At 62.3% G+C, this 17,853-nt stretch carries 20 protein-coding genes and 1 pseudogene; 10 read left to right on the top strand and 11 right to left on the bottom strand.

Annotated features, from left to right (window positions below; all coding sequences use genetic code 11):
* Positions 1-67 precede the first annotated feature (67 nt).
* Positions 68-853 carry a FadR/GntR family transcriptional regulator gene (locus ACVZTU_RS16050; protein ID WP_482400830.1) on the bottom strand — a complete coding sequence of 262 codons (786 nt, stop codon included), beginning with the start codon at positions 851-853 and terminating at the stop codon, positions 68-70.
* A 239-nt stretch (positions 854-1,092) separates the two neighbouring features.
* Between ACVZTU_RS16050 and ACVZTU_RS16045 the strand changes: the two genes are divergently transcribed.
* Both ACVZTU_RS16045 and ACVZTU_RS16040 read left to right on the top strand, forming a co-directional pair.
* Positions 1,093-2,781, top strand: coding sequence for an L-lactate permease (locus ACVZTU_RS16045; RefSeq protein ID WP_259357297.1), 1,689 nt, complete (start codon positions 1,093-1,095; stop codon positions 2,779-2,781).
* Positions 2,782-2,868: 87 nt separating this feature from the next.
* The gene (locus ACVZTU_RS16040; RefSeq protein ID WP_062241048.1) at positions 2,869-4,137 is read left to right on the top strand and encodes an alpha-hydroxy acid oxidase; all 1,269 of its coding nucleotides are present in this window, start codon (positions 2,869-2,871) and stop codon (positions 4,135-4,137) included.
* Between the two features lie 145 nt (positions 4,138-4,282).
* Here the strand turns inward: ACVZTU_RS16040 and fepB are convergent, their stop codons facing one another.
* Positions 4,283-5,314 (bottom strand): Fe2+-enterobactin ABC transporter substrate-binding protein, encoded by a 1,032-nt coding sequence (fepB, locus tag ACVZTU_RS16035; RefSeq protein WP_482400829.1) that lies wholly within the window; start codon positions 5,312-5,314, stop codon positions 4,283-4,285.
* A gap of 135 nt (positions 5,315-5,449) precedes the next feature.
* On the opposite strand from fepB, the gene ACVZTU_RS16030 reads away from it, so the two are divergent.
* The 3 genes and pseudogenes from ACVZTU_RS16030 to ACVZTU_RS16020 form a co-directional block, all read left to right on the top strand.
* Positions 5,450-6,478, top strand: a complete 1,029-nt coding sequence (locus ACVZTU_RS16030; protein ID WP_482400828.1) for an ABC transporter substrate-binding protein — start codon at positions 5,450-5,452, stop codon at positions 6,476-6,478.
* Positions 6,479-6,556: 78 nt separating this feature from the next.
* Entirely contained in the window at positions 6,557-7,258 is a 702-nt protein-coding gene (locus ACVZTU_RS16025) for an AAA family ATPase (protein WP_482400827.1), read from the top strand.
* A gap of 770 nt (positions 7,259-8,028) precedes the next feature.
* Positions 8,029-8,186, top strand: a pseudogene (locus tag ACVZTU_RS16020) (IS3 family transposase); the annotation flags it as partial.
* A gap of 432 nt (positions 8,187-8,618) precedes the next feature.
* Here ACVZTU_RS16020 and ACVZTU_RS16015 read toward each other — a convergent pair.
* Both ACVZTU_RS16015 and ACVZTU_RS16010 read right to left on the bottom strand, forming a co-directional pair.
* Positions 8,619-9,284, bottom strand: coding sequence for an SGNH/GDSL hydrolase family protein (locus tag ACVZTU_RS16015; RefSeq protein ID WP_139467925.1), 666 nt, complete (start codon positions 9,282-9,284; stop codon positions 8,619-8,621).
* 38 nt (positions 9,285-9,322) lie between these two features.
* Complete coding sequence (locus ACVZTU_RS16010) at positions 9,323-9,850, bottom strand: helix-turn-helix domain-containing protein (RefSeq protein ID WP_139467926.1); 528 nt, start codon at positions 9,848-9,850, stop codon at positions 9,323-9,325.
* Positions 9,851-9,921: 71 nt separating this feature from the next.
* On the opposite strand from ACVZTU_RS16010, the gene ACVZTU_RS16005 reads away from it, so the two are divergent.
* The 3 genes from ACVZTU_RS16005 (at position 9,922) to ACVZTU_RS15995 (ending at position 11,787) form a co-directional block, all read left to right on the top strand.
* Positions 9,922-10,281 (top strand): hypothetical protein, encoded by a 360-nt coding sequence (locus ACVZTU_RS16005; RefSeq protein ID WP_139467927.1) that lies wholly within the window; start codon positions 9,922-9,924, stop codon positions 10,279-10,281.
* 68 nt (positions 10,282-10,349) lie between these two features.
* Positions 10,350-10,934, top strand: coding sequence for an ABC transporter ATP-binding protein (locus ACVZTU_RS16000; RefSeq protein ID WP_229664157.1), 585 nt, complete (start codon positions 10,350-10,352; stop codon positions 10,932-10,934).
* Between the two features lie 58 nt (positions 10,935-10,992).
* Positions 10,993-11,787 carry an ABC-2 transporter permease gene (locus ACVZTU_RS15995; protein ID WP_139467928.1) on the top strand — a complete coding sequence of 265 codons (795 nt, stop codon included), beginning with the start codon at positions 10,993-10,995 and terminating at the stop codon, positions 11,785-11,787.
* 31 nt (positions 11,788-11,818) lie between these two features.
* Here the strand turns inward: ACVZTU_RS15995 and ACVZTU_RS15990 are convergent, their stop codons facing one another.
* Complete coding sequence (locus ACVZTU_RS15990) at positions 11,819-12,226, bottom strand: VOC family protein (protein ID WP_482400826.1); 408 nt, start codon at positions 12,224-12,226, stop codon at positions 11,819-11,821.
* Positions 12,227-12,299: 73 nt separating this feature from the next.
* Between ACVZTU_RS15990 and ACVZTU_RS15985 the strand changes: the two genes are divergently transcribed.
* Complete coding sequence (locus ACVZTU_RS15985; RefSeq protein ID WP_181272234.1) at positions 12,300-12,878, top strand: TetR/AcrR family transcriptional regulator; 579 nt, start codon at positions 12,300-12,302, stop codon at positions 12,876-12,878.
* Here ACVZTU_RS15985 and ACVZTU_RS15980 read toward each other — a convergent pair.
* The gene (locus tag ACVZTU_RS15980) at positions 12,873-13,349 is read right to left on the bottom strand and encodes a MarR family winged helix-turn-helix transcriptional regulator (protein WP_139467931.1); all 477 of its coding nucleotides are present in this window, start codon (positions 13,347-13,349) and stop codon (positions 12,873-12,875) included. The two genes, ACVZTU_RS15985 and ACVZTU_RS15980, sit on opposite strands and share 6 nt — an antisense overlap.
* A gap of 18 nt (positions 13,350-13,367) precedes the next feature.
* Here ACVZTU_RS15980 and ACVZTU_RS15975 point away from each other — a divergent pair, with 18 nt between their 5' ends.
* Positions 13,368-14,438 (top strand): GNAT family N-acetyltransferase, encoded by a 1,071-nt coding sequence (locus tag ACVZTU_RS15975; RefSeq protein ID WP_434591856.1) that lies wholly within the window; start codon positions 13,368-13,370, stop codon positions 14,436-14,438.
* Between the two features lie 43 nt (positions 14,439-14,481).
* On the opposite strand, the gene ACVZTU_RS15970 is transcribed toward ACVZTU_RS15975, so the two are convergent.
* The 5 genes from ACVZTU_RS15970 to ACVZTU_RS15950 all read right to left on the bottom strand — a co-directional run bounded on the left by ACVZTU_RS15970 (position 14,482) and on the right by ACVZTU_RS15950 (position 17,824).
* Positions 14,482-15,108 carry a LysR substrate-binding domain-containing protein gene (locus tag ACVZTU_RS15970; RefSeq protein ID WP_268236680.1) on the bottom strand — a complete coding sequence of 209 codons (627 nt, stop codon included), beginning with the start codon at positions 15,106-15,108 and terminating at the stop codon, positions 14,482-14,484.
* Between the two features lie 336 nt (positions 15,109-15,444).
* Positions 15,445-15,846 (bottom strand): DMT family transporter, encoded by a 402-nt coding sequence (locus tag ACVZTU_RS15965; RefSeq protein ID WP_181272236.1) that lies wholly within the window; start codon positions 15,844-15,846, stop codon positions 15,445-15,447.
* 35 nt (positions 15,847-15,881) lie between these two features.
* On the bottom strand, positions 15,882-16,202 hold the full coding sequence (locus ACVZTU_RS15960; protein WP_482400825.1) for a DMT family transporter: 321 nt from the start codon (positions 16,200-16,202) through the stop codon (positions 15,882-15,884).
* A gap of 89 nt (positions 16,203-16,291) precedes the next feature.
* A complete protein-coding gene (locus ACVZTU_RS15955; RefSeq protein WP_482400824.1) occupies positions 16,292-17,350 on the bottom strand; it encodes an NADPH:quinone reductase in 1,059 nt (352 codons plus the stop codon).
* A 75-nt stretch (positions 17,351-17,425) separates the two neighbouring features.
* Positions 17,426-17,824: a Dabb family protein gene (locus ACVZTU_RS15950; RefSeq protein WP_181272249.1), complete on the bottom strand. Its 399-nt coding sequence runs from the start codon at positions 17,822-17,824 to the stop codon at positions 17,426-17,428.
* Positions 17,825-17,853 lie beyond the last annotated feature (29 nt).

Below are 17,853 nucleotides of genomic sequence, written 5' to 3'. Positions count from 1 at the left end.
TAGAAGGATCGGCCCAGCAACCTCGCGCGAGGTTGCTGGGCCGCCGTCAGGTAGCAATTGGGGTGGGTTAGGTGTCGGAGAGGCCGGGTAAGCGTGAGGCGGCGAAGCGGATGTGTTCCTCGGTCAGGGCCGCAGCCTCCTCGGCGCGACCGGCGGTGATGGCGTCCATGATCCCGTGGTGTTGGGCTTGCAGCTTCGCCATCAGCGCCTGCTGGTCGTCGACGCGGCTGAACGAGGAGAAGATCGACTTCCGCAGAGAGGTGCGGATGGCCCCGGTGAGGTCGGAGAACAGCTGATTTCCAGCCGCCTGAGCGATGGCGACGTGGAAGGCGGTGTCTGCGTCGTTGAAGGTCTCCAAACTGATGCCGGGAGTGTCCATCATCGCCAGCTGCGCATTCACCTCCGCCAGTGCGTCCTTATCGGCACGGGTCGCCGCGAGAATCGCGCTCGAGCGTTCGAGCTGGATGCGCGTCTCCGTCACGTCATCGATGCTGAAGTTCGTGAGCGCAACATGAAGGCGGAGGAAACGAGTGAGCGCGGCCGAGGGCATGGCGGCGATGAACGTGCCGGCACCACGACCTGACCCGCCAGATGACCGAACGACGCCGAGGCTGTCGAGCACCCGCAGCGCTTCGCGCACACTGGCGCGACTGACGCCGAGCTTCGTCGCCAGGTCGCGTTCGGCAGGCAGAGGATCTCCGACGCCCAGTGAGCCGGTCATGATCTGCTCTTCGATGGCATCGATGACGAGCTCATAGGTGCTCGCCCGGTTCACGGGTTTCCATTCGGGACCGGTGGCCGCCTCGGCGCTGCCGGTCTGTTCCGGGCGGACCTCGTTCGTGTCATCGTTCATGGTCGTCTCCACCGCGCCATCATGTCATGCCTCTCGTTGCTCGTCGTCCTGCTCGTGGGGATGCGACCGGAACCGCCGCCGGAAGAAAACAGTTGACGCAGATCACACCCTCGTCCTATGCTCAGATTAATGGTCTGACCTCATAAAGGCCATACTGAAAGTTCTGATCGTTCGAGTTCGGAGCGCGTTCACAGGGGAACGGACCCGATGTGGGCAGGCCCGGCCGATTTGGAGAAGCCATGTACACACCTGAAATCGCACCGGTGGCCGACAGCCTGCTGTGGACGTCCATGCTGGCGATCCTGCCGCTGTTGACGATCTTCGTCACCCTCGGCGCGCTCAAATGGAAGGCCCACTGGGCCGGACTGACCGCCGTCGGCGTCGCTCTCATCGTCGCGATCGCCGCCTACGGAATGCCGGTCGGACTCGCCGCGCTCTCGGCGACACAGGGGTTCGCCTTCGGACTGTTTCCGATCATGTGGATCGTCATCACCGCGATCTGGCTCTACGAGCTCACCGTGCGCTCGGGGCACTTCGAGGACCTGCGGTTGGTCATCAACGTCATCTCCGATGACCCGCGCATTCAGGCCATCATCGTCGCCTTCTGCTTCGGCGGCCTCCTCGAAGCGCTCGCCGGATTCGGCGCCCCGGTGGCGATCACCGGTGTCATGCTCGTCGCCGTCGGCTTCACCGCTATGCGAGCTGCCGTCGTCGTCCTCGTTGCCAACACCGCCCCCGTGGCCTTCGGCGCCATCGCCATCCCGATCATCACCGCCGGCACTCTGACGGGAATCGACTACCAGGACATCGGCGCCATGGTCGGTCACCAGACCCCGTTCCTCGCCGCAGTCGTGCCGCTCTTCCTCGTCCTGCTCGTCGACGGGCGTCGCGGGCTGAAGCAGATCTGGCCGCTGGCCCTCGTCGTGGGCATCGCCTTCGGCCTCGCCCAGTGGGTCTCCGCCACGTTCCTCTCCGTCGAACTCACCGACATCATCGCCTCCCTCGTCGGCCTCGCAGCCGTCGTCATCATGCTGCGCTTCTGGAAGCCGAAGGGCGGTCAGGACGCACTCGACCGCATGGCCGATGAGCGCGAACACGAAGGCGCCGATGCTCCCGATGCCGGCGGTGCCTCTGCTGCCGTTGCCACCGATGTGAAGAAGGAGACCGCGCCGCTGACCGGGTCCCGCGTCTTCCTCGCGCTCTTTCCCTATCTGCTCGTCATCGTCATCTTCTCCGTGGCCAAACTCGTGCCGGTACTCAACAACTGGCTGGCCTCGACCGATGTGAAGATCCCCTGGCCCGGACTGGATGGGAACATCCTCAACGCCGCTGGCGAAGTCTCTACGAGCACGGTCTACAACTTCCAATGGCTGTCTTCCCCGGGCACCCTGCTGCTCATCTCCGGCATCATCGTCGCGATCGTGTACAAGATGTCGGCGAAGGACGCCGTCGATGTCTTCATCGTCAACGTCGTGAAGATGAAGTTCTCGATCCTCACCGTCGGCTCCGTTCTCGCGCTGGCCTATGTCATGAACCTCTCGGGCCAGACGATCACCATCGGAACCTGGATCGCCGGCACCGGAGCCTTCTTCGCCTTCCTCTCGCCGATCCTCGGCTGGCTGGGCACTGCTGTGACCGGTTCGGACACCTCGGCGAACGCACTGTTCGCGACCCTGCAGCAGACCGCCGCACATGAAGCCGGGCTCAACCCGCTGCTACTCGTCGGTGCCAACAGCTCAGGCGGTGTCCTCGGCAAGATGGTCAGCCCGCAGAACCTCACCATCGCGGCCACCGCTGTCGGCCTGCTCGGCAAGGAGGCCTCGATCCTCCGCCGCGTCATCGGCTGGTCCCTGGGCATGCTCGTCGCCATGTGTCTGCTCGTCGGACTCCAGTCGACGGTGCTGTCCTGGATGGTCCCCGGCTCCTGAATCCGCGCGGCGCCGTCTCGCCGATCCGACCACCCGCACCAGCCACCCCCACTTCTCAACCACCGCCTAATCAAAGGAGCGAAAAACATGGTCAAGAGGCAGATTCCTCAGCCGGCCGAGATCTTCGAGCTGATGAAGTTCAAGAAGTTCGAACTCGACCCGAAGAAGCGCCGCTTGGAGAATGCGCTGACGATCGAGGACCTGCGCAAGATCGCGAAGCGTCGGACCCCGGCCGCGGCGTTCGACTACACGGATGGTGCCGCCGAGGGTGAGATCTCGATGGAGCGCTCGGTCCAGTCCTTCCGCGATATCGAGTTCCACCCCTCGATCCTCAAGGACGTCACGAACGTCGACACCTCGACCCAGATTATGGGCGGCAGCTCGGCCATGCCCTTCGGCATCGCGCCGACCGGCTTCACCCGACTCATGCAGACCGAGGGTGAGACCGCCGGCGCCGGAGCCGCCGGAGCTGCAGGCATCCCGTTCACGCTCTCGACGTTGGGCACGACGTCGATCGAGGACGTGAAGAAGACCAACCCGCATGGGCGAAATTGGTTCCAGCTCTATGTGATGAAGCAGCGCGACATCTCCTACGGCCTCGTCGAGCGGGCGAAGAACGCCGGGTTCGACACTCTCTTCTTCACCGTCGACGCCCCCGTCGCCGGTGCCCGACTGCGCGATACCCGCAACGGCTTCTCGATTCCACCGCAACTGACCCCGCAGACGATCCTCAACGCCATCCCTCGTCCCTGGTGGTGGTGGGATTTCCTGACCACCCCGAAGCTCGAGTTCGCGTCCCTGTCGGAGACCGGCGGCACCGTCGGCGAGCTCCTCGATTCGGCGATGGACCCCTCCATCAACTTCGATGACCTCGCCGAGATCCGCGCCATGTGGCCCGGCAAATTCTCCGTCAAGGGCGTGCAGACGCTCGAGGATGCGAAAAAGCTCGCCGACCTCGGCGTCGATTCGATCGTCCTGTCCAACCACGGCGGGCGCCAGCTCGATCGCGCGCCCGTGCCCTTCGAACTCCTCCCCGAGGTGGCTCGCGAGATCGGCAAGGACGTGGAGATCATCATCGACACCGGAATCCGCAACGGCGCCGACATCGTCGCGTCGTTGGCGCTGGGCGCGGACTTCACGCTCATCGGCCGCGCCTACCTCTTCGGCCTCATGGCCGGCGGTCGAGCAGGAGTGGACCGGACGATCGAGATCCTCGGCGAGCAGGTCGAGCGCACCATGCGCCTGCTCCAGGTCGCCGATGTCTCCGAGCTCAACCCGTCCCATGTGACCCAGCTGCGTCAATTCAACCGCGACGAGCGCGCGGAGATCATCAGCTCCCGCCCGGCCAAGGGCTGATTCGCCGAGGCGGCCCCGCGGAGGTCGATCAGATCGCCGAGGCGGCCCCGCCGGGGCCGCCAAGACGGGGCTCCGTAGGCAGAGAACGGACGGCCGGCAGCGAGAAGAATCTTCGTTGCCGGCTGTCCGTTTCGGGTTCAGGTGATCACTTGCCGAATTCGTCCTCGATGCGGTCGAGGACGTTCGTGGCGGAGTAGTAATCGAGGCGGAATGAGTCGAGGCCCATCGGGTAGACGGCATCGTTCTTCACCGCCGGTGTGCTCTCGACCAGCGAGTTCTTCGCATATGACGCGGCTGTCTTCTCGTTCGCGTTGAACAGGAACACGGATTCGCCGGTGACGGCCTTCGACAGGTTCTCACCGGTGACTTCGACGATATCGGCGCGTTTGCCCATTTCTCCTTGGCCGGCTGTGCCTTCGGGGACCTCGGCGAGTTCGAAGCCGACCTCCTGGAGGAGCTTGCCTTGAGCGGATTCCGGGGTCCAGATGTTCGCGCTGGCCCCGGATCCTCCGCCCTTGGCCTTCTCGTTGAAGATCATGCCGGTGACCGGCTGCTTCGGGGCGTCGATGGCGGACTTGACCTCCTCGGCGCGGGAACCGAATTCGTCGTTGACCTTCTTCGCCTCATCCTCGTGGCCGGTGATCTCACCGAGCTTGGCAGTGACCTCCTGCCAGTCCTTGTCCCCGTAGTCGATGACGACGGTCGGGGCGATGTCGTTGAGCTGATCGTAGATGGCGTTCGCCGAGTCCTGGCCGGTCTTCGAAACCACGATGAGGTCGGGTTCCTCGGCGAGCACGGCCTCGACATCGGGGTCGCCCTGGTAGAGGGCTTTGACGTCCTTCTCCTTCGCGACGTCGCTCCACTGCGTGAAGAAGCCCTGGTCGTCGGCAACGGGGGAGTTGGGCATGGTGGCCCCGGAGGCAGTGACCGGTGCGTCGACGGCGAGGAGGCTGCCGGTGAGAGTCACCGAGGTGGAGACGACCGATTCGGGTGCCTCGTCGATGGTCACTTCGTGGCCGGCGTCGTCCGTGATCGTCAGGGGCCATTGACCGTCGGCGGCGGCGTCGCCATTGCCGGAGTCGGAAGAGCCGGACCCGCCGCAGGCGCTGAGGCTGAGAGCGGTGGCGAGGGTGACTGCGGCAAATACGCGTGTGCTGCCGGGTTTGACGCGGGACATAGGGGACCTTTCGAGAATGTTCGCTTGCGAAGATGAGCCTAACCTAAGTAGGCCCAGGAAGCTGCATTCGTGGTGAGATTTTGCGCAGGGTGTGGCGTGTCGAGCGAAGTATCCACTTAGGGTAGGCTCATCTTCGTGAAATCGACTCTGAAGAATCGGGCGGTTGCTGTGGCCGCCTCTGCTCTGACCATTGCCCTGCTCGCTGTCGGCTGTGCCGCCGAGGGTGACAAGGACGCCGACGGGGACGCCGGCAACAAGGATGTTGCGACAGGAGGCGAGGCCTTCGGCACTGCTGATGAGGAGACTGCGAAGCTCGGCAGTGATGCCGAGGCCGGGGTCTTCCCGCGGACGGTCAAGCATGCCAATGGCACGACGGAGATCGAAAAGAAGCCCGAGCGCGTCGTCGTCCTCGACACGGGAGAGCTCGACGATGTCCTGTCGCTGGGCATCACACCGGTCGGCATGGTGACGACCGAAGGCGCCAGTCCGGTGCCGAGCTATCTCGAAGACCAGGTCAAGGGAGTCGAGACGGTCGGCACGATTCAGGAGCTTGATCTCGAGAAGATCGCCTCTCTCGAACCCGACCTCATCCTCGGCAGCCAGCTGCGTGCCGACAAACTCTATGACGAACTCGACTCCATTGCTCCGACGGTGTTCTCGATCCGTCCCGGGTTCCCGTGGAAGGAGAACTTCCGCCTCGTCGGTGAGGCGATGGGCATGGAAGACGAGACGACGAAGGAGCTTGAGGAATACGCTCGCGAGGCGGGAGAACTCAAGGACTCCGTCGACGGCGACCCGACGATCTCGCTCGTGCGTTTCATGCCTGATCGCCTCCGTCTGTATGCGAACCAGTCGCTCATCGGAGTCATCCTCCACGATGCCGGGTTCAAGCGCCCGAAGAACCAGGACGTCGACGAGCTCGCCGTCGAGATCTCTCCGGAGAACCTCGACCAGGCGGCCGGCGATTATGTCTTCTACACCAGCTATGGCGATCCGGAGGCGACCGGGGAGAAGAAGGCACTCGAATCGAGCCAATGGAAGGGTCTCGACGCGGTCAAGGACAGCAAGGCCATCCGCGTCAATGACGATGTCTGGTTCCTCGGACTCGGCCCGACCGGGGCCGGTCAGATCCTCGATGATCTGGAGGACCACCTCGGCGAGTGAATCTCCGAGAGATTTCGCAGTGACGGCGAAGAAATCGCCTCTATGCTGACTCTCATCATCTGACTCGGAGAGGTCACCATGGGATCAGCAGCCGCTGCGAGAGGCGACGACGGGTTCGTTAAGGAACTCGACCGGAATTTCAAAGGGCGCGAAAGCGGCCCATCGGGCAGTGCTGCGGTCACTCCTCTCGTTGTCATCGCCGGGGTTCCCGGGGCAGGCAAGACCGAAGCACTCAGAGTATTACGGGGCCGATCGCCTCGGGTGCGGTCGGCGGACCCGGAGGGCGTGCGACGTCAGCTGCGTCAGTGGATGCCGTGGTTGCCGTACGCGCTTGTTCGACCGATTCTCCACACGATCGCCCATCTCCGCGTGCTTGCGCTCATGCTCAACAGGGGCGGCGGACCGCTGGTCATCCATGATCCGGGCACCCGCCGATGGAGTCGCCGACTCATTGTGAGCCTTGCAGGAATTCTCGGATATCGACCGATGATCGTCTTCATTGATACGGATCGAGATTCCGCGCTTCGCGGTCAGGCGCAGCGGAAGAGGCTTGTCAGGCGACGCGCCTTCGACCGACATTGGAGGCGCTGGAGCGAACTGCGCGAGCGCATCCTTCGTGGTGACAGCCTCGGTGACGGTGAGCCCTGGGGCCGTGTCGTGCTGTCGCATCAGGGCGCTGTTGTCGATGATGTTCTCGGCCTGCTCGATACCGCAGCGGCTGTAGGATCTCGTTACTCTTGTCAGAAGCTCACCGAGGTGACCTTGGACATGACAACTTGAGGAGACCACTTTCGTCTCACTAAGTTGTCATTTTCTTCCAGTACCTACCACAGAGTAGATGAAAGCCTAAAGATGAGCTATCGCGGTGCAACATTGCGTAAAGGAGTGAGCGCCCGCTTTGCGGTCAAGTCGCTCGGGTAAAGTCATATCACCTACGAGTGTTCGACGACGAGCAGGATCCGCCTACTGTCAAGGGAGCTTGGATTGACCAGGTCCACGCTCGTCAGCGATCTCAATGTCTGACCTCTGCCTGCCAACATCAGGGCTCACAGGCGGTGGAAGTGCATCCGATCTCATTTAACCTGTAATCATGCCATGAAAGTCATACGACGTTCGCACACTGAGGGCGAAAGCCATCTCCTCGCTGCGGACTGGCGTCACAGCGTTCAACGCACTGGAAAACAATGGAAGAGTGACCACAGTCTTGATCCATCTTAAGCATTGTTTCGAAATGCTCCTCGAAGCAGCGCTGCTCGCTACTGGAGACAAGAATGTCTTTGACAAAGGGAAACGAGTAGCCACAGATTGAACCGTCCTTAGTTTGATTGAGGGTGTGACAGATATCCGGAAGGACGGCCCTTTTACCGAACCCGAAGGATCCTACCGAGCTCCACGCGCGTACCACACGGTTGGCGGTGGAAGCTCGCCGAGACCCTGCGATGCGCAACGGCGCGATCGCTCGGATCGCTGAACAGACCGGTGTCCACAAGGAAGCTCTACAGACGTGGGTCAAGCGCGCTTAAGATGACGATCTGCCCACGACGCCGATCGACTCCACAGCTCGGATCCGGCAACTGGAAGCTGAGAATCGGGGGCTGAAGAAGACGAACGAGATCCTCCGGTCAGCGACCGCGTACTTCGGCAAGGCGGAGTTCGACCGCCTACGGAAGTGATCGTCGCTTTCCTCGACGAGCACAAAGACCTATAGGGCACTGCGCTACACACGACCAATGACCCTGAAGCCGAAGCGGCCGGCATCCGTGAAGTCGACTTGGAGATAAAGTTCTACATGGGAAAATATGACCTGGCCGACAAATCAAACGTTAACCGCACCCGAGCCACAGCTCTGCGCAGGCACTTGGGACTAGGCAATGACGACGACCATTTTTCGCACCTCTTTCGACTAGGTACCCAGAAAACGTTGCGACACTCGGACAACGCGCTACGAGCGATGCGAGATGCGCTACGCCAAGTTGATATAGAGAGGGTCTGGGCAGCGCACCGTCCTATCTCAGCAAAAGTAGCCGACAGTCTTCCTGCATGTGACCAACTAGGCAGCGCCCAGTAGGTAAAAGTAAGGAACTACGCTCTGATCGCCTCAGAAGGGGCCGGATGACCCGCATTGTTTGACTGTGGAGCTTCAGCCAGCATCGCGATCTACCATCAGGTCCGCGACGACCGGCGCGAGTGCGACACCCAGGGCGTGGTGCTGGTCGGCGTCGAGATGCACGCCGTCGTGCTTGCTGCTGGTGGTGATCGTGTTCGAGTCGAAAAAGACGCAGTCGGTGTCTTCGCTGACCTGTCGAATTGCCTGCGCGAGACCCTGTGCGGCGATATCCCCGCCCGCGAACTTCGGGCCGATCGGTCCTCGAGGGTTGTCAAGCTGCGGGGGCGCGATGACGAGAATCGGCGGGGTAGGCATCCCGGGCTCGATCGGCGCTGTCCTGATCGCGTTGATGAGCGCTGCGATGCCCATCGCGGAGTGCCAGGGTTTGTGCTGGTGCATGGATTGGAAGTCGTTCGTGCCGAGTAGGAGAATCACGAGGTCGAGCGGGGATTGCGCTTCTATGACCTGTTGGATGCCGCTGAGGGCGTTCCGCCCAGGTTTGTATGGGTCGTCGAAGGCGGTGCGACGCCCGTTGAGACAATCCTCCGTAAGCCGGATGCGACCGTCCCTTCCCGCGTTGAGCGCGGCGTGCAGGACTCCGGGCCAGCGCTCTTCGAAGGGAAGTCGCTGCCGAGTCGTCGGGACTATGCCCCAGGTCAGCGAGTCCGAGTACACAAGGATGTGCTTCGTCGTTGGCATCTTGTCTCCTTTGCGTTGCCGTCGTTCTCTTTACGCGTTCACGGGTCCGGAAGGAGGATCGTGGCGAGGTTGACGCGTTGCTGACCGTCCTCCCGTTCCGTCAGGTAAGGGGCCAGTAGCTCGGCGAGGCTGGACTGGATCGTGGCGAGATCCTCCCTGTTCACGTACAAGGGCGTTCGCGCGAAACCGACCAACTCACGGGCTTCGGGAGAACCCGCGCTGAGGAAACGATCGAAGTCACCCGTGACGTCTCCCAAGAAAGTCAGGAAGGCTGTGTTTAGCTGCGCGCTGCTCATCGCAGAAAGCTCGGCGTGGTCAATCGCTGCCATCCGGTCCCCTAGCGCCAAGGTTCGCTCGATCGCGCCACGAGATCTGCGCTCATTGACCACGGCGACAACCTCGGCATCGAGGAGGGCCGCTACATGTCGATAGAGCGTGGCCTGCGGGATATCCGGGAGCGCCTCGCGCAACTGTGCCGTCGTGCGGTTGCGACCACCCAGCTGCTGGATGATCCGTAATCGCACGGGGTGCAGCACGACCTCTGCCAGAGCAGTCTTGTCCGGCACCTTGACTCCTCACTGTTATCATTATGATAATGTTCTCGTTACGATTCTATTCTAGCGATCAGGAGAGAACGATGACGAACATCACGTACGACCAAACGGGAGTACACGTGCAGTTTCCCGGCTGGGAGGCGACGATGACGGGCTTGCCGAAGCTGTCAATTCCGAGGGCGGCGATCCGTGGTGTAACGAGCGAGCCGGGATGGACTTCCGAGATCCTCGGGATGAAATCCGGTCTCGTCATCTCTGGCTACCGCAAGCTGGGCACGTTCAGACACCCTTCGGGAGTGCGGCGCCTAGTCTCGATGAAGCGCGGTCACCCGCTGCTGCGGATCGCCGTCGACCGGGCCGCCGTCGGGTTCGACGAGGTCCTCCTGAGCACCGATGCTGCAGAGTCGATCGCGGCAGACCTCCGATCGGACGTGCACTCTTGAACGCTGCGATCGAGGTAGAGGCGCTCTCAAAACGGTTCGGGGCAGTCGTTGCGCTCGAAGATGTCACCTTGAAGGTCGAGAACGGGCGCGTCGTCGGGTTCCTCGGGCCCAATGGGGCAGGGAAATCGACGCTCATGCGCGCACTACTCGGCCTAGTTCGCTCCGACAGCGGTGAGGCTCACATTGCTGGCCTTCCGTATGCCCACCTGCCTGCGCCCGCAAAGACCGTGGGCGCGGTCCTGGACATTGCCTCAGCGCATCCACGCATGACGGCACGCGCTCACCTTCACACGTACGTGGCACTCGGAGGAATGGACCGGTCGCGGGTCGACACCGTGTTATCCCTCGTGGGGGCGCAGTCGTACGCCGATCGTCGGATCGGCACCTTCTCCACCGGGATGCGCCAGCGCCTCGCGCTGGCCACCGCGATGCTCGGCGACCCGGACATCCTCGTGCTCGATGAGCCGTCGAACGGTCTCGACCCAAGCGGAAGCGCCTGGCTTCGCACATTCCTGCGCGAGTTCGCCGATGCTGACGGCGCGCCGTACTGCTCTCCAGCCATGTGCTCAACGAGGTTGAGCACACGATCGACGACGTCATCCTCATCGACCGAGGCCGCACCGTCTGGGCTGGCGCACTCGAACGACTCGTAGCGCAAGATGCTCCCCTCGAAGAAGCCTTCCTGCGCCTCACGCAGAAAGGACTCCTCCTATGAATGCCGTCTATGGCGAAGTCGCGCGACTGAGCGGCACCGGAGTAGCACTGCGGTCGACACTGGTTGCGCTCGCGTGTGGTGGCGGATTGCCGCTTCTCCTTGCGCTCACCGGACCGCAGAACGCCCAGCCTCCCATGCCGGACATCGACACCCCCGAAGGCGTTGGATTCGTGCTCGGCATCGGAACCGTGCTTCTGTTCGTCCCCGCGCTGATCGGGACCATCGCGATCACAAACGAGTATCGACACCGCACGATCGGCACGACGTTCCTCGTCGTTCCTCGTCGGGGTCGAGTACTCACAGCCAAGCTCGCCGTGTACACAGCGCTGGGCATTGTCTACGGAATGGTCGCATCCCTGTCGGCCTTCCTCGCCCTGATCGTCGCAACATGGATGCGCGGTGTACCGCTGGGCGTCAATGTGGTGAATCTGGTACCGGCACTCATACAGCTCAGCCTCGCCGCTGCCGCCTACATGCTGCTTGGAGTAGGGATCGGCGCGTTGGCGCGTTCACCCTTCGTCGCGATCGGCGTCGTGCTCGGCTACTTCCTGTTCGTCGAGTACGTCCTGATGATGGTTCCCGGCGTCAATGCGATCTACCCGTTCCTGCCGGGCGGCGCGACGGCATCGCTGACGAGTTTCGACTTCCTCACCGGCGCGATCGCGAGCCAGACAGCGCTGACGCCTGCGACGATGGTCTCACCTGTGCTCGGCGCTGCGATCCTCGTGGCATACGCGGTCATCGCGGCGATTCTCGCCATCTTCGTTCCCCTTCGGCGAGACCTGAGGTGAACGGATCCAGGGTCTCGCCGAACGGGAGCCTCTATGGCTGCACATACGCGCTCGCGTAGTCCTCACTGGGAGCCACGGGCTGGATGATGTCGAGCAGCACACCATCGGGGGCAGCAATGGTGAAGTGCCGCTGACCGAAGTCCTCGTCGCGAAGCGGTAACACCACGTTCACCTCTGTTCTGCCGGCCAGCTGCTTGTGGACGGCATCGACGTCGCTGACTTCGAGGTTGACGATCACTCCTCGGGGAAGTTCACGGTATCCGGCCGGCACCGTGGAGTGATCGTGAGCCAAGATCGCCAGCTCGAACTCGCCTAAGCGCAAGCTGACATACCAGTCGGATTCAAAGGTCGTCTCAAAACCGATGAAGTCGCGGTAGAAGGACGCCGCGGCGTCGACATCGCGAGACATGAGCACGGGATAGAGGCTGGTGACGGACATTGCACTCCTTTACGTACGATATGCATGTAACGAAGCCAGCATACATACACACTGTACGTAAAGGAAGAGGACCATGCCCCGCGCCTCCGCAGCCGACGCCGCCCAGACAGCCCAACGCATCCTCGATTCCGCGAAGGAACTCTTATCAGCGCGAGGCTTCAGCGAAGTCTCCGTCGATGATGTCGCCCGGGACGCCGGGGTCACACGGGGGGCGGTCTACCACCACTACCGGAACAAGGTCGCGCTGTTCGGCGAAGTCGCCGCCCGACTCCAAGCCGACGTCGCACGAGCTGTCGTCGCGGCGGCCGAGAATGCAGACCCGCAGCCTCACGAACAGCTCAAGGCCGGGTCGCACGCATTCCTCGATGCGATCACGAACGGAGCCGCCATGCGCATCCTGCTCATCGATTCACCAGCAGTGATCGGCTGGCAGGAATGGCGCCGACTTGACGCAGAGAATTCGGCGACGCATCTGCGAGAGGCACTACGTGAGGCAGGAGTTGCAGAAGACATCCTCGATGCGTCGACCGCGCAACTCTCCGGCGCGATGAACGAAGCAGCCCTGTGGACAGCCCAACAGAACGACATCGACCTGGCTCGTCGACAGTCTCATCGGGCCCTTGACAGACTGCTCACGGCCTACGTGTCATAGAGCCGACTCTGGAGCATGGGAGAGTTTTCCAGAGATTCGCACGATGTCGAGGAGGTCGCGCGCGTCGAGCCGATCGGCGAAGCGGCGGCACACGGATTCCAAGTGCACGGCAGTCGCTCCACGAAGGGCGTCGAGACCGAGGGGGGCGAGTACGAGCAGACAGCCGCGACCGTCTGCCGGGTCGGGATCACGGCGAATCAGCTCTCGCGCTTCCATCCTGCCGGCGTGACGCGAGAGCCTGCTCCGCGACCACCCCATCTTCTGCGCTTGGGCATGCAGTGTGCTCGTCATCTCCGGCGCTTCGACCAGGGTGCTGAGCACCTCGTAGTCGGGCTCCGAGAGACCCGACGCTGCAAGGTCGTGCACCACACCGGCCTGCACTGCGATCGTCATGCGACGAAACGCGCGCCAGGCGACTTCCTCATCCTCGTTCAACCACGGCGCCGCGGACCCCATCCTTTTCGTTGACATGTAATCATTCTACGATCTATGCTCGTTTACATGTCAATAAAATCTCCTAGAGTCGTGATCCTCACGTGCAGCACCAGGCCAGGAGCTATGGGCCCGGCGGTTGCAGACTGGCTCCTGCGAACCCTCACCCCCGACGCCGACGCACTCGGCGTCGAGCTTCAGCATGTGTCGTTGCGCGATCTCGACCTCCCGTTCTTCGACGAGGAGGAACATCCTGCTGTTGGCGCCTACCGAAACCCGCACACCAAAGCGTGGAGCAAGATCGTCGACGAGGCGGATGGCTTCATCGCGGTCACGCCGGAATACAACTACGGCATGCCCGCGACGCTCAAGAACGCCCTCGACTACCTGAGCCAAGAATGGGCATGGAAGCCCATGGGGTTCGTGAGCTACGGCAACACCTCGGCAGGCACCCGATCCGTGCAGCACGCGAAACAGGTGATAACGACACTTCGTCTCGTCCCACTCGGCTCGACCGTCGCCCTGCGCCTGAAAGACACGATCGATTCGACCGGGGTGCGCTCGGGCGCACAGCTGACCGCGTCAGCGAACAGCTTGCTGGAAGAGCTGATCAGACTAGCTCACGCACTCAAGCCCATGCGGGAGGCTGCACGGCCAGGTAACGGAGTTGGGCCGCTGCCCGGTAGCTATACACGCCCGTTGACTCCCAACGACGCACCTCATGTACTGGTTCTGCAGCGATGCTGCTGGGTCGACGAGGCGTTGAGCAACGAAACACTAGACCTCACTCCGTTCACCGAGACCCTCGACGACGTGCAGGCCTGGCTCACCGACTGGGAGACGATCGGACTCTGGCTCCACGGTCGTCTCATCGGAATGGTTCGCGCTCGACGCGCATCGCGAACAGGGTACATCGGCAGACTCGCCGTCGTTCCCGATCTCTACGGACGGGGAATCGGGCGCTGGCTCCTCCGGCACGCGACGGATGCTCTCGCCAGCTCCTGCGACCGGATAGAGCTCAGCACCGGATCGCGGAGCACGAAGAACATCCATCTGTACACGAGCGAAGGATTCGTCCAGCAAACCGAGAATCCCGAAGGAGCAGTCGATCTTGTCAAGCGTTTTTGAAGCGAGGTCCGGTGGACTGACATTCGGCTCCCTGCGAATGCACCTACGTGTCGTCGCCCGCTTGAGGCATCGGCAGGCTTTCGAGGAATGCTCTTGCTGCGGGGGTGGAGTTGAAGCTGCTCCACGCGAGGTACTCGATACGGGTGGGGCCAGCTGTCACCGGGATCGTTCGAAGGTCGTTGCTGCCGGCGGGGAGGACAGCTGGTGAGAGCAGGGCGATCACGAGGCCCTGCCTGACCAGGTCGACGATGAGGTCGGCGCTCATCGCTTCGAAGGCGACCTCGCGATGGACACCAGCGGCCTGGAATGCGAGGTCGGAGGGAACTAGGCCGGGTGTTCCCTCGGGAAAGTCCACGAACACTTCATCGGTCAAGTCTTCCAACCGTAGTCTGCGACGCCGAGCCAGTGAGTGTTCAGCGGCGACGACGACGATGAGCCGCTCCCTGGCAAGAACGCGCGCGTTCACGCCTTTCGGGGGTGCGCTGTCGGGCAGCCCGAGCACTGCGACGTCCATACGGCCCTCGCTGATCGCGGTGATGAACTCATCGCTACCGCCGCCTCGGAGCTTGATCCGCACCGCAGGGTGGGCGCGATGGAAAAGCTCCAGTACAGTAGGTATATCGATGGTGGTCACCGTCGGAATCACACCGATCGTGAGACTGCCTCGAATCTGCCCGTCCGCCTCCGCCGCCTCGGAGACCGCCCGTTCAGCCGCATCGAGACTCTCTCGTGCTCGTGCCAGGAATTGTTCTCATGGCCCTCGATTGACAGGATCGTGAGAAATTTTGACACGCGATGGCCAAGAAAGTGACACCTCGAACGAGAAGCTACATTTATTGTATGACCTGGCGGAACTTGTCAGTCGAGCACCGCGCTGACCTGCGATGTGACCCATGCATGAGACGTCATGTCTCACCAACTTGTCAAGCTCCATGCTCGTGCTTCCCAGTTCAAACATCCACGGTAGGACGCAGCTGCCCCGAAACAGACAGCGATAGTGTCATATTCAGCGGGTTGCCTGTTCGTCGACTCCAGGTTTGGTGCTGTCTGCGATTTTGAGCCAGACCACTCCAGCGATAATCACTGCCAGCCAGATAGCTGTGGTCCACGTAAGATGCTCGTCGAAGAACAGAGGACCGAAGACGGCTGCTCCGACGGCCCCGATGCCTGTCCAGACCGCGTACCCGATGCCGACGTCCACATGCTTGAGCGCGACACTGAGGAAGAACATCGTTAGAAGGAAGAACACCACCGCAAGAGAAGACCAAATCGGGTCGGTGAAACCTCCGCTGCCGTTGACCGAGAGAGCATAGCCGATCTCGAATCCGCCGGCGACCAGTAATGCGATCCATGCGCGGCCATTCTTTGCGGGCTCAACGGTGTCGGCGGCTGGAGCCGGGGCGTTCATGAGGCCTCCTTACTGAGCTGAGAAGAGTGGGGGGGTCAAGCGGTTCCCGAGAAGTTGAGGCCGATGACCCCGGCGACCACGACGGTGATCCCGAGTGCCTTCTTCCACGTGATCTTCTGAGAGAGAATGAGGGCACCGATAATGACGATTCCAACCTCGGCGAGTGAGGTCCAGAGTGAGTAACCGATGCCGACATCGAAGGTGAGCAGGGCGAGGCTGAGGAAGTAGGTTCCGATCGCGCCGCTGATGAGGGTGACGATGGTCCACCGGAGGTCGGTGAAACCGTTTGCTTTGCCGGCAGAAATCCCGACGGCGATCTCAAAGACGACGGCGATAGCAAGGTAGAACCAGCTCATGACGATATCCCTTTCACTGTGGCAAGTGCCCTACGCCGACCAAGCCAGGATCACTGCGCGGTGGGTAGCGAGCCGGGTCCTCAGGTATCTCACTCGGCACCTGCGGTCGTATCTGCCCCGAATGGATGAGACGAGACGTCGATGAGGACCTTGCCGATGGCATTGGCTTGAACAGCGTCGTGAGCGTCGGAAGTCCGGTCCAGCTCGAATCGTGTCAGAGGCAGTCCGGCTTCTTCGCCCACGGGCAATGCCCGGTCCTTGAGTGCGTTGACGATATCGTCGGCGGCGGCCCTCAGTGCTGTGTTGCCAACCGTGTACAAGAGGACGAACTGATACCGCGTGTTCGTCGCAAGATGTGGCCAGACATCGAGGTTCAACGGCTGGCCTTCGGTCGCATAGACTGCGACTGTTCCATGATTGGCCAGCACCTGAGAATCGAGTGCGGCGTTGGCACTCGGCGCAACCTCAACGATCTGGTCCACGCCGTTGGCTGCGATCTTCCGGATTTCAGCGGCGGCAGCGCCCCCTCGATAGTTGATGACGTGATCTGCTCCCGCGGCTGAGGCGAGTGCGGCCTTTCGCCGGGAACTGACAGTGGTGATCACTTCGGCTCCGGACCAACGCGCCAGTTGGATGGCAGCATGCCCGACGGCCCCTGCGCCGCCGGTCACCAGGATGGTTCGTCCTTGAAGAGTTCCCGGCCCGAGCCGTGCTGGTCCCGAGTCGGAAACGGTCAATGCCCTGTGGGCCGTCATGGCGGGCACGCCGAGAGCGGCGCCGACATCGAAGCTTGCGGTGTCTGGGAGGTGGACGACCCTTTCTTGTGGCAGGACAGTGTATTCCTGCGCGGTCCCTGTGGGGCGCTCGTGAGCGGCGAGGTGGACCCAGACGCGGTCGCCCACGGTAAGGCCCTCGACTCCGGGGCCGATGGAATCGACGATCCCGGAGCCATCCTGGTTGGGTACACGGGCTTCGCCGGGCGTCGACGTCGAGGAGGGCCCGCCTGCTCGTCCTTTCCAGTCCGTCGGATTGACTCCGGAGACGACGATCTTGACTCGGACTTCTCCGGCTCCTGGGGCGGGTACCTCGACGTCGACGTATTCGAGAACCGTTGAGTCGCCGTACCGCGTGTGGATGACTGCTTTCATATGGGCCTTCGCCTTCTGCGCATACGTGATCGCTGGTCGGATAGAGGGTGCGTGAGGTCTGATGACAAGTCCTGACTAAGCGTTTGCCTGGCACGGATCGCGCGGTGGCGCGACCACGTCCACCAGTTCTGGGAATTCTCGCAATCGACGTTCGTGCAGTCCTGCGATCGCGTCGCCGATCGTCGGGTCGGTGTCGTCGGTGATGTCGAACATTGTGAAATCGTCGAGCAGGGGCCAGCCGAGTCTGTCCGTCTCCAAATGGGCCGGATGGGTGATGAACTGCCAGTAGGCGTCGAGGTCGTTGAGTATGAAATTCGCTCCCCAGGCGCGGTCCTCACCGTGGGCCCGTCCAACGTGCGCGGAGACCACAGCCGGCACCGCGACAGCCTGTCTTCTCAGGCTGTTGAGAAGGTTGTCGAGCTGTTCGTCTGAAACTCCCGACTTGATATTGAAACGGATGACGTGATGGATCACGGGAACTCCTAGTAAACGGAAGGCTGTCC

The sequence above is a fragment of the Brevibacterium sp. OS20 genome (genome assembly GCF_056837565.1).
This window is presented reverse-complemented; position numbering and strand designations above follow the sequence as displayed.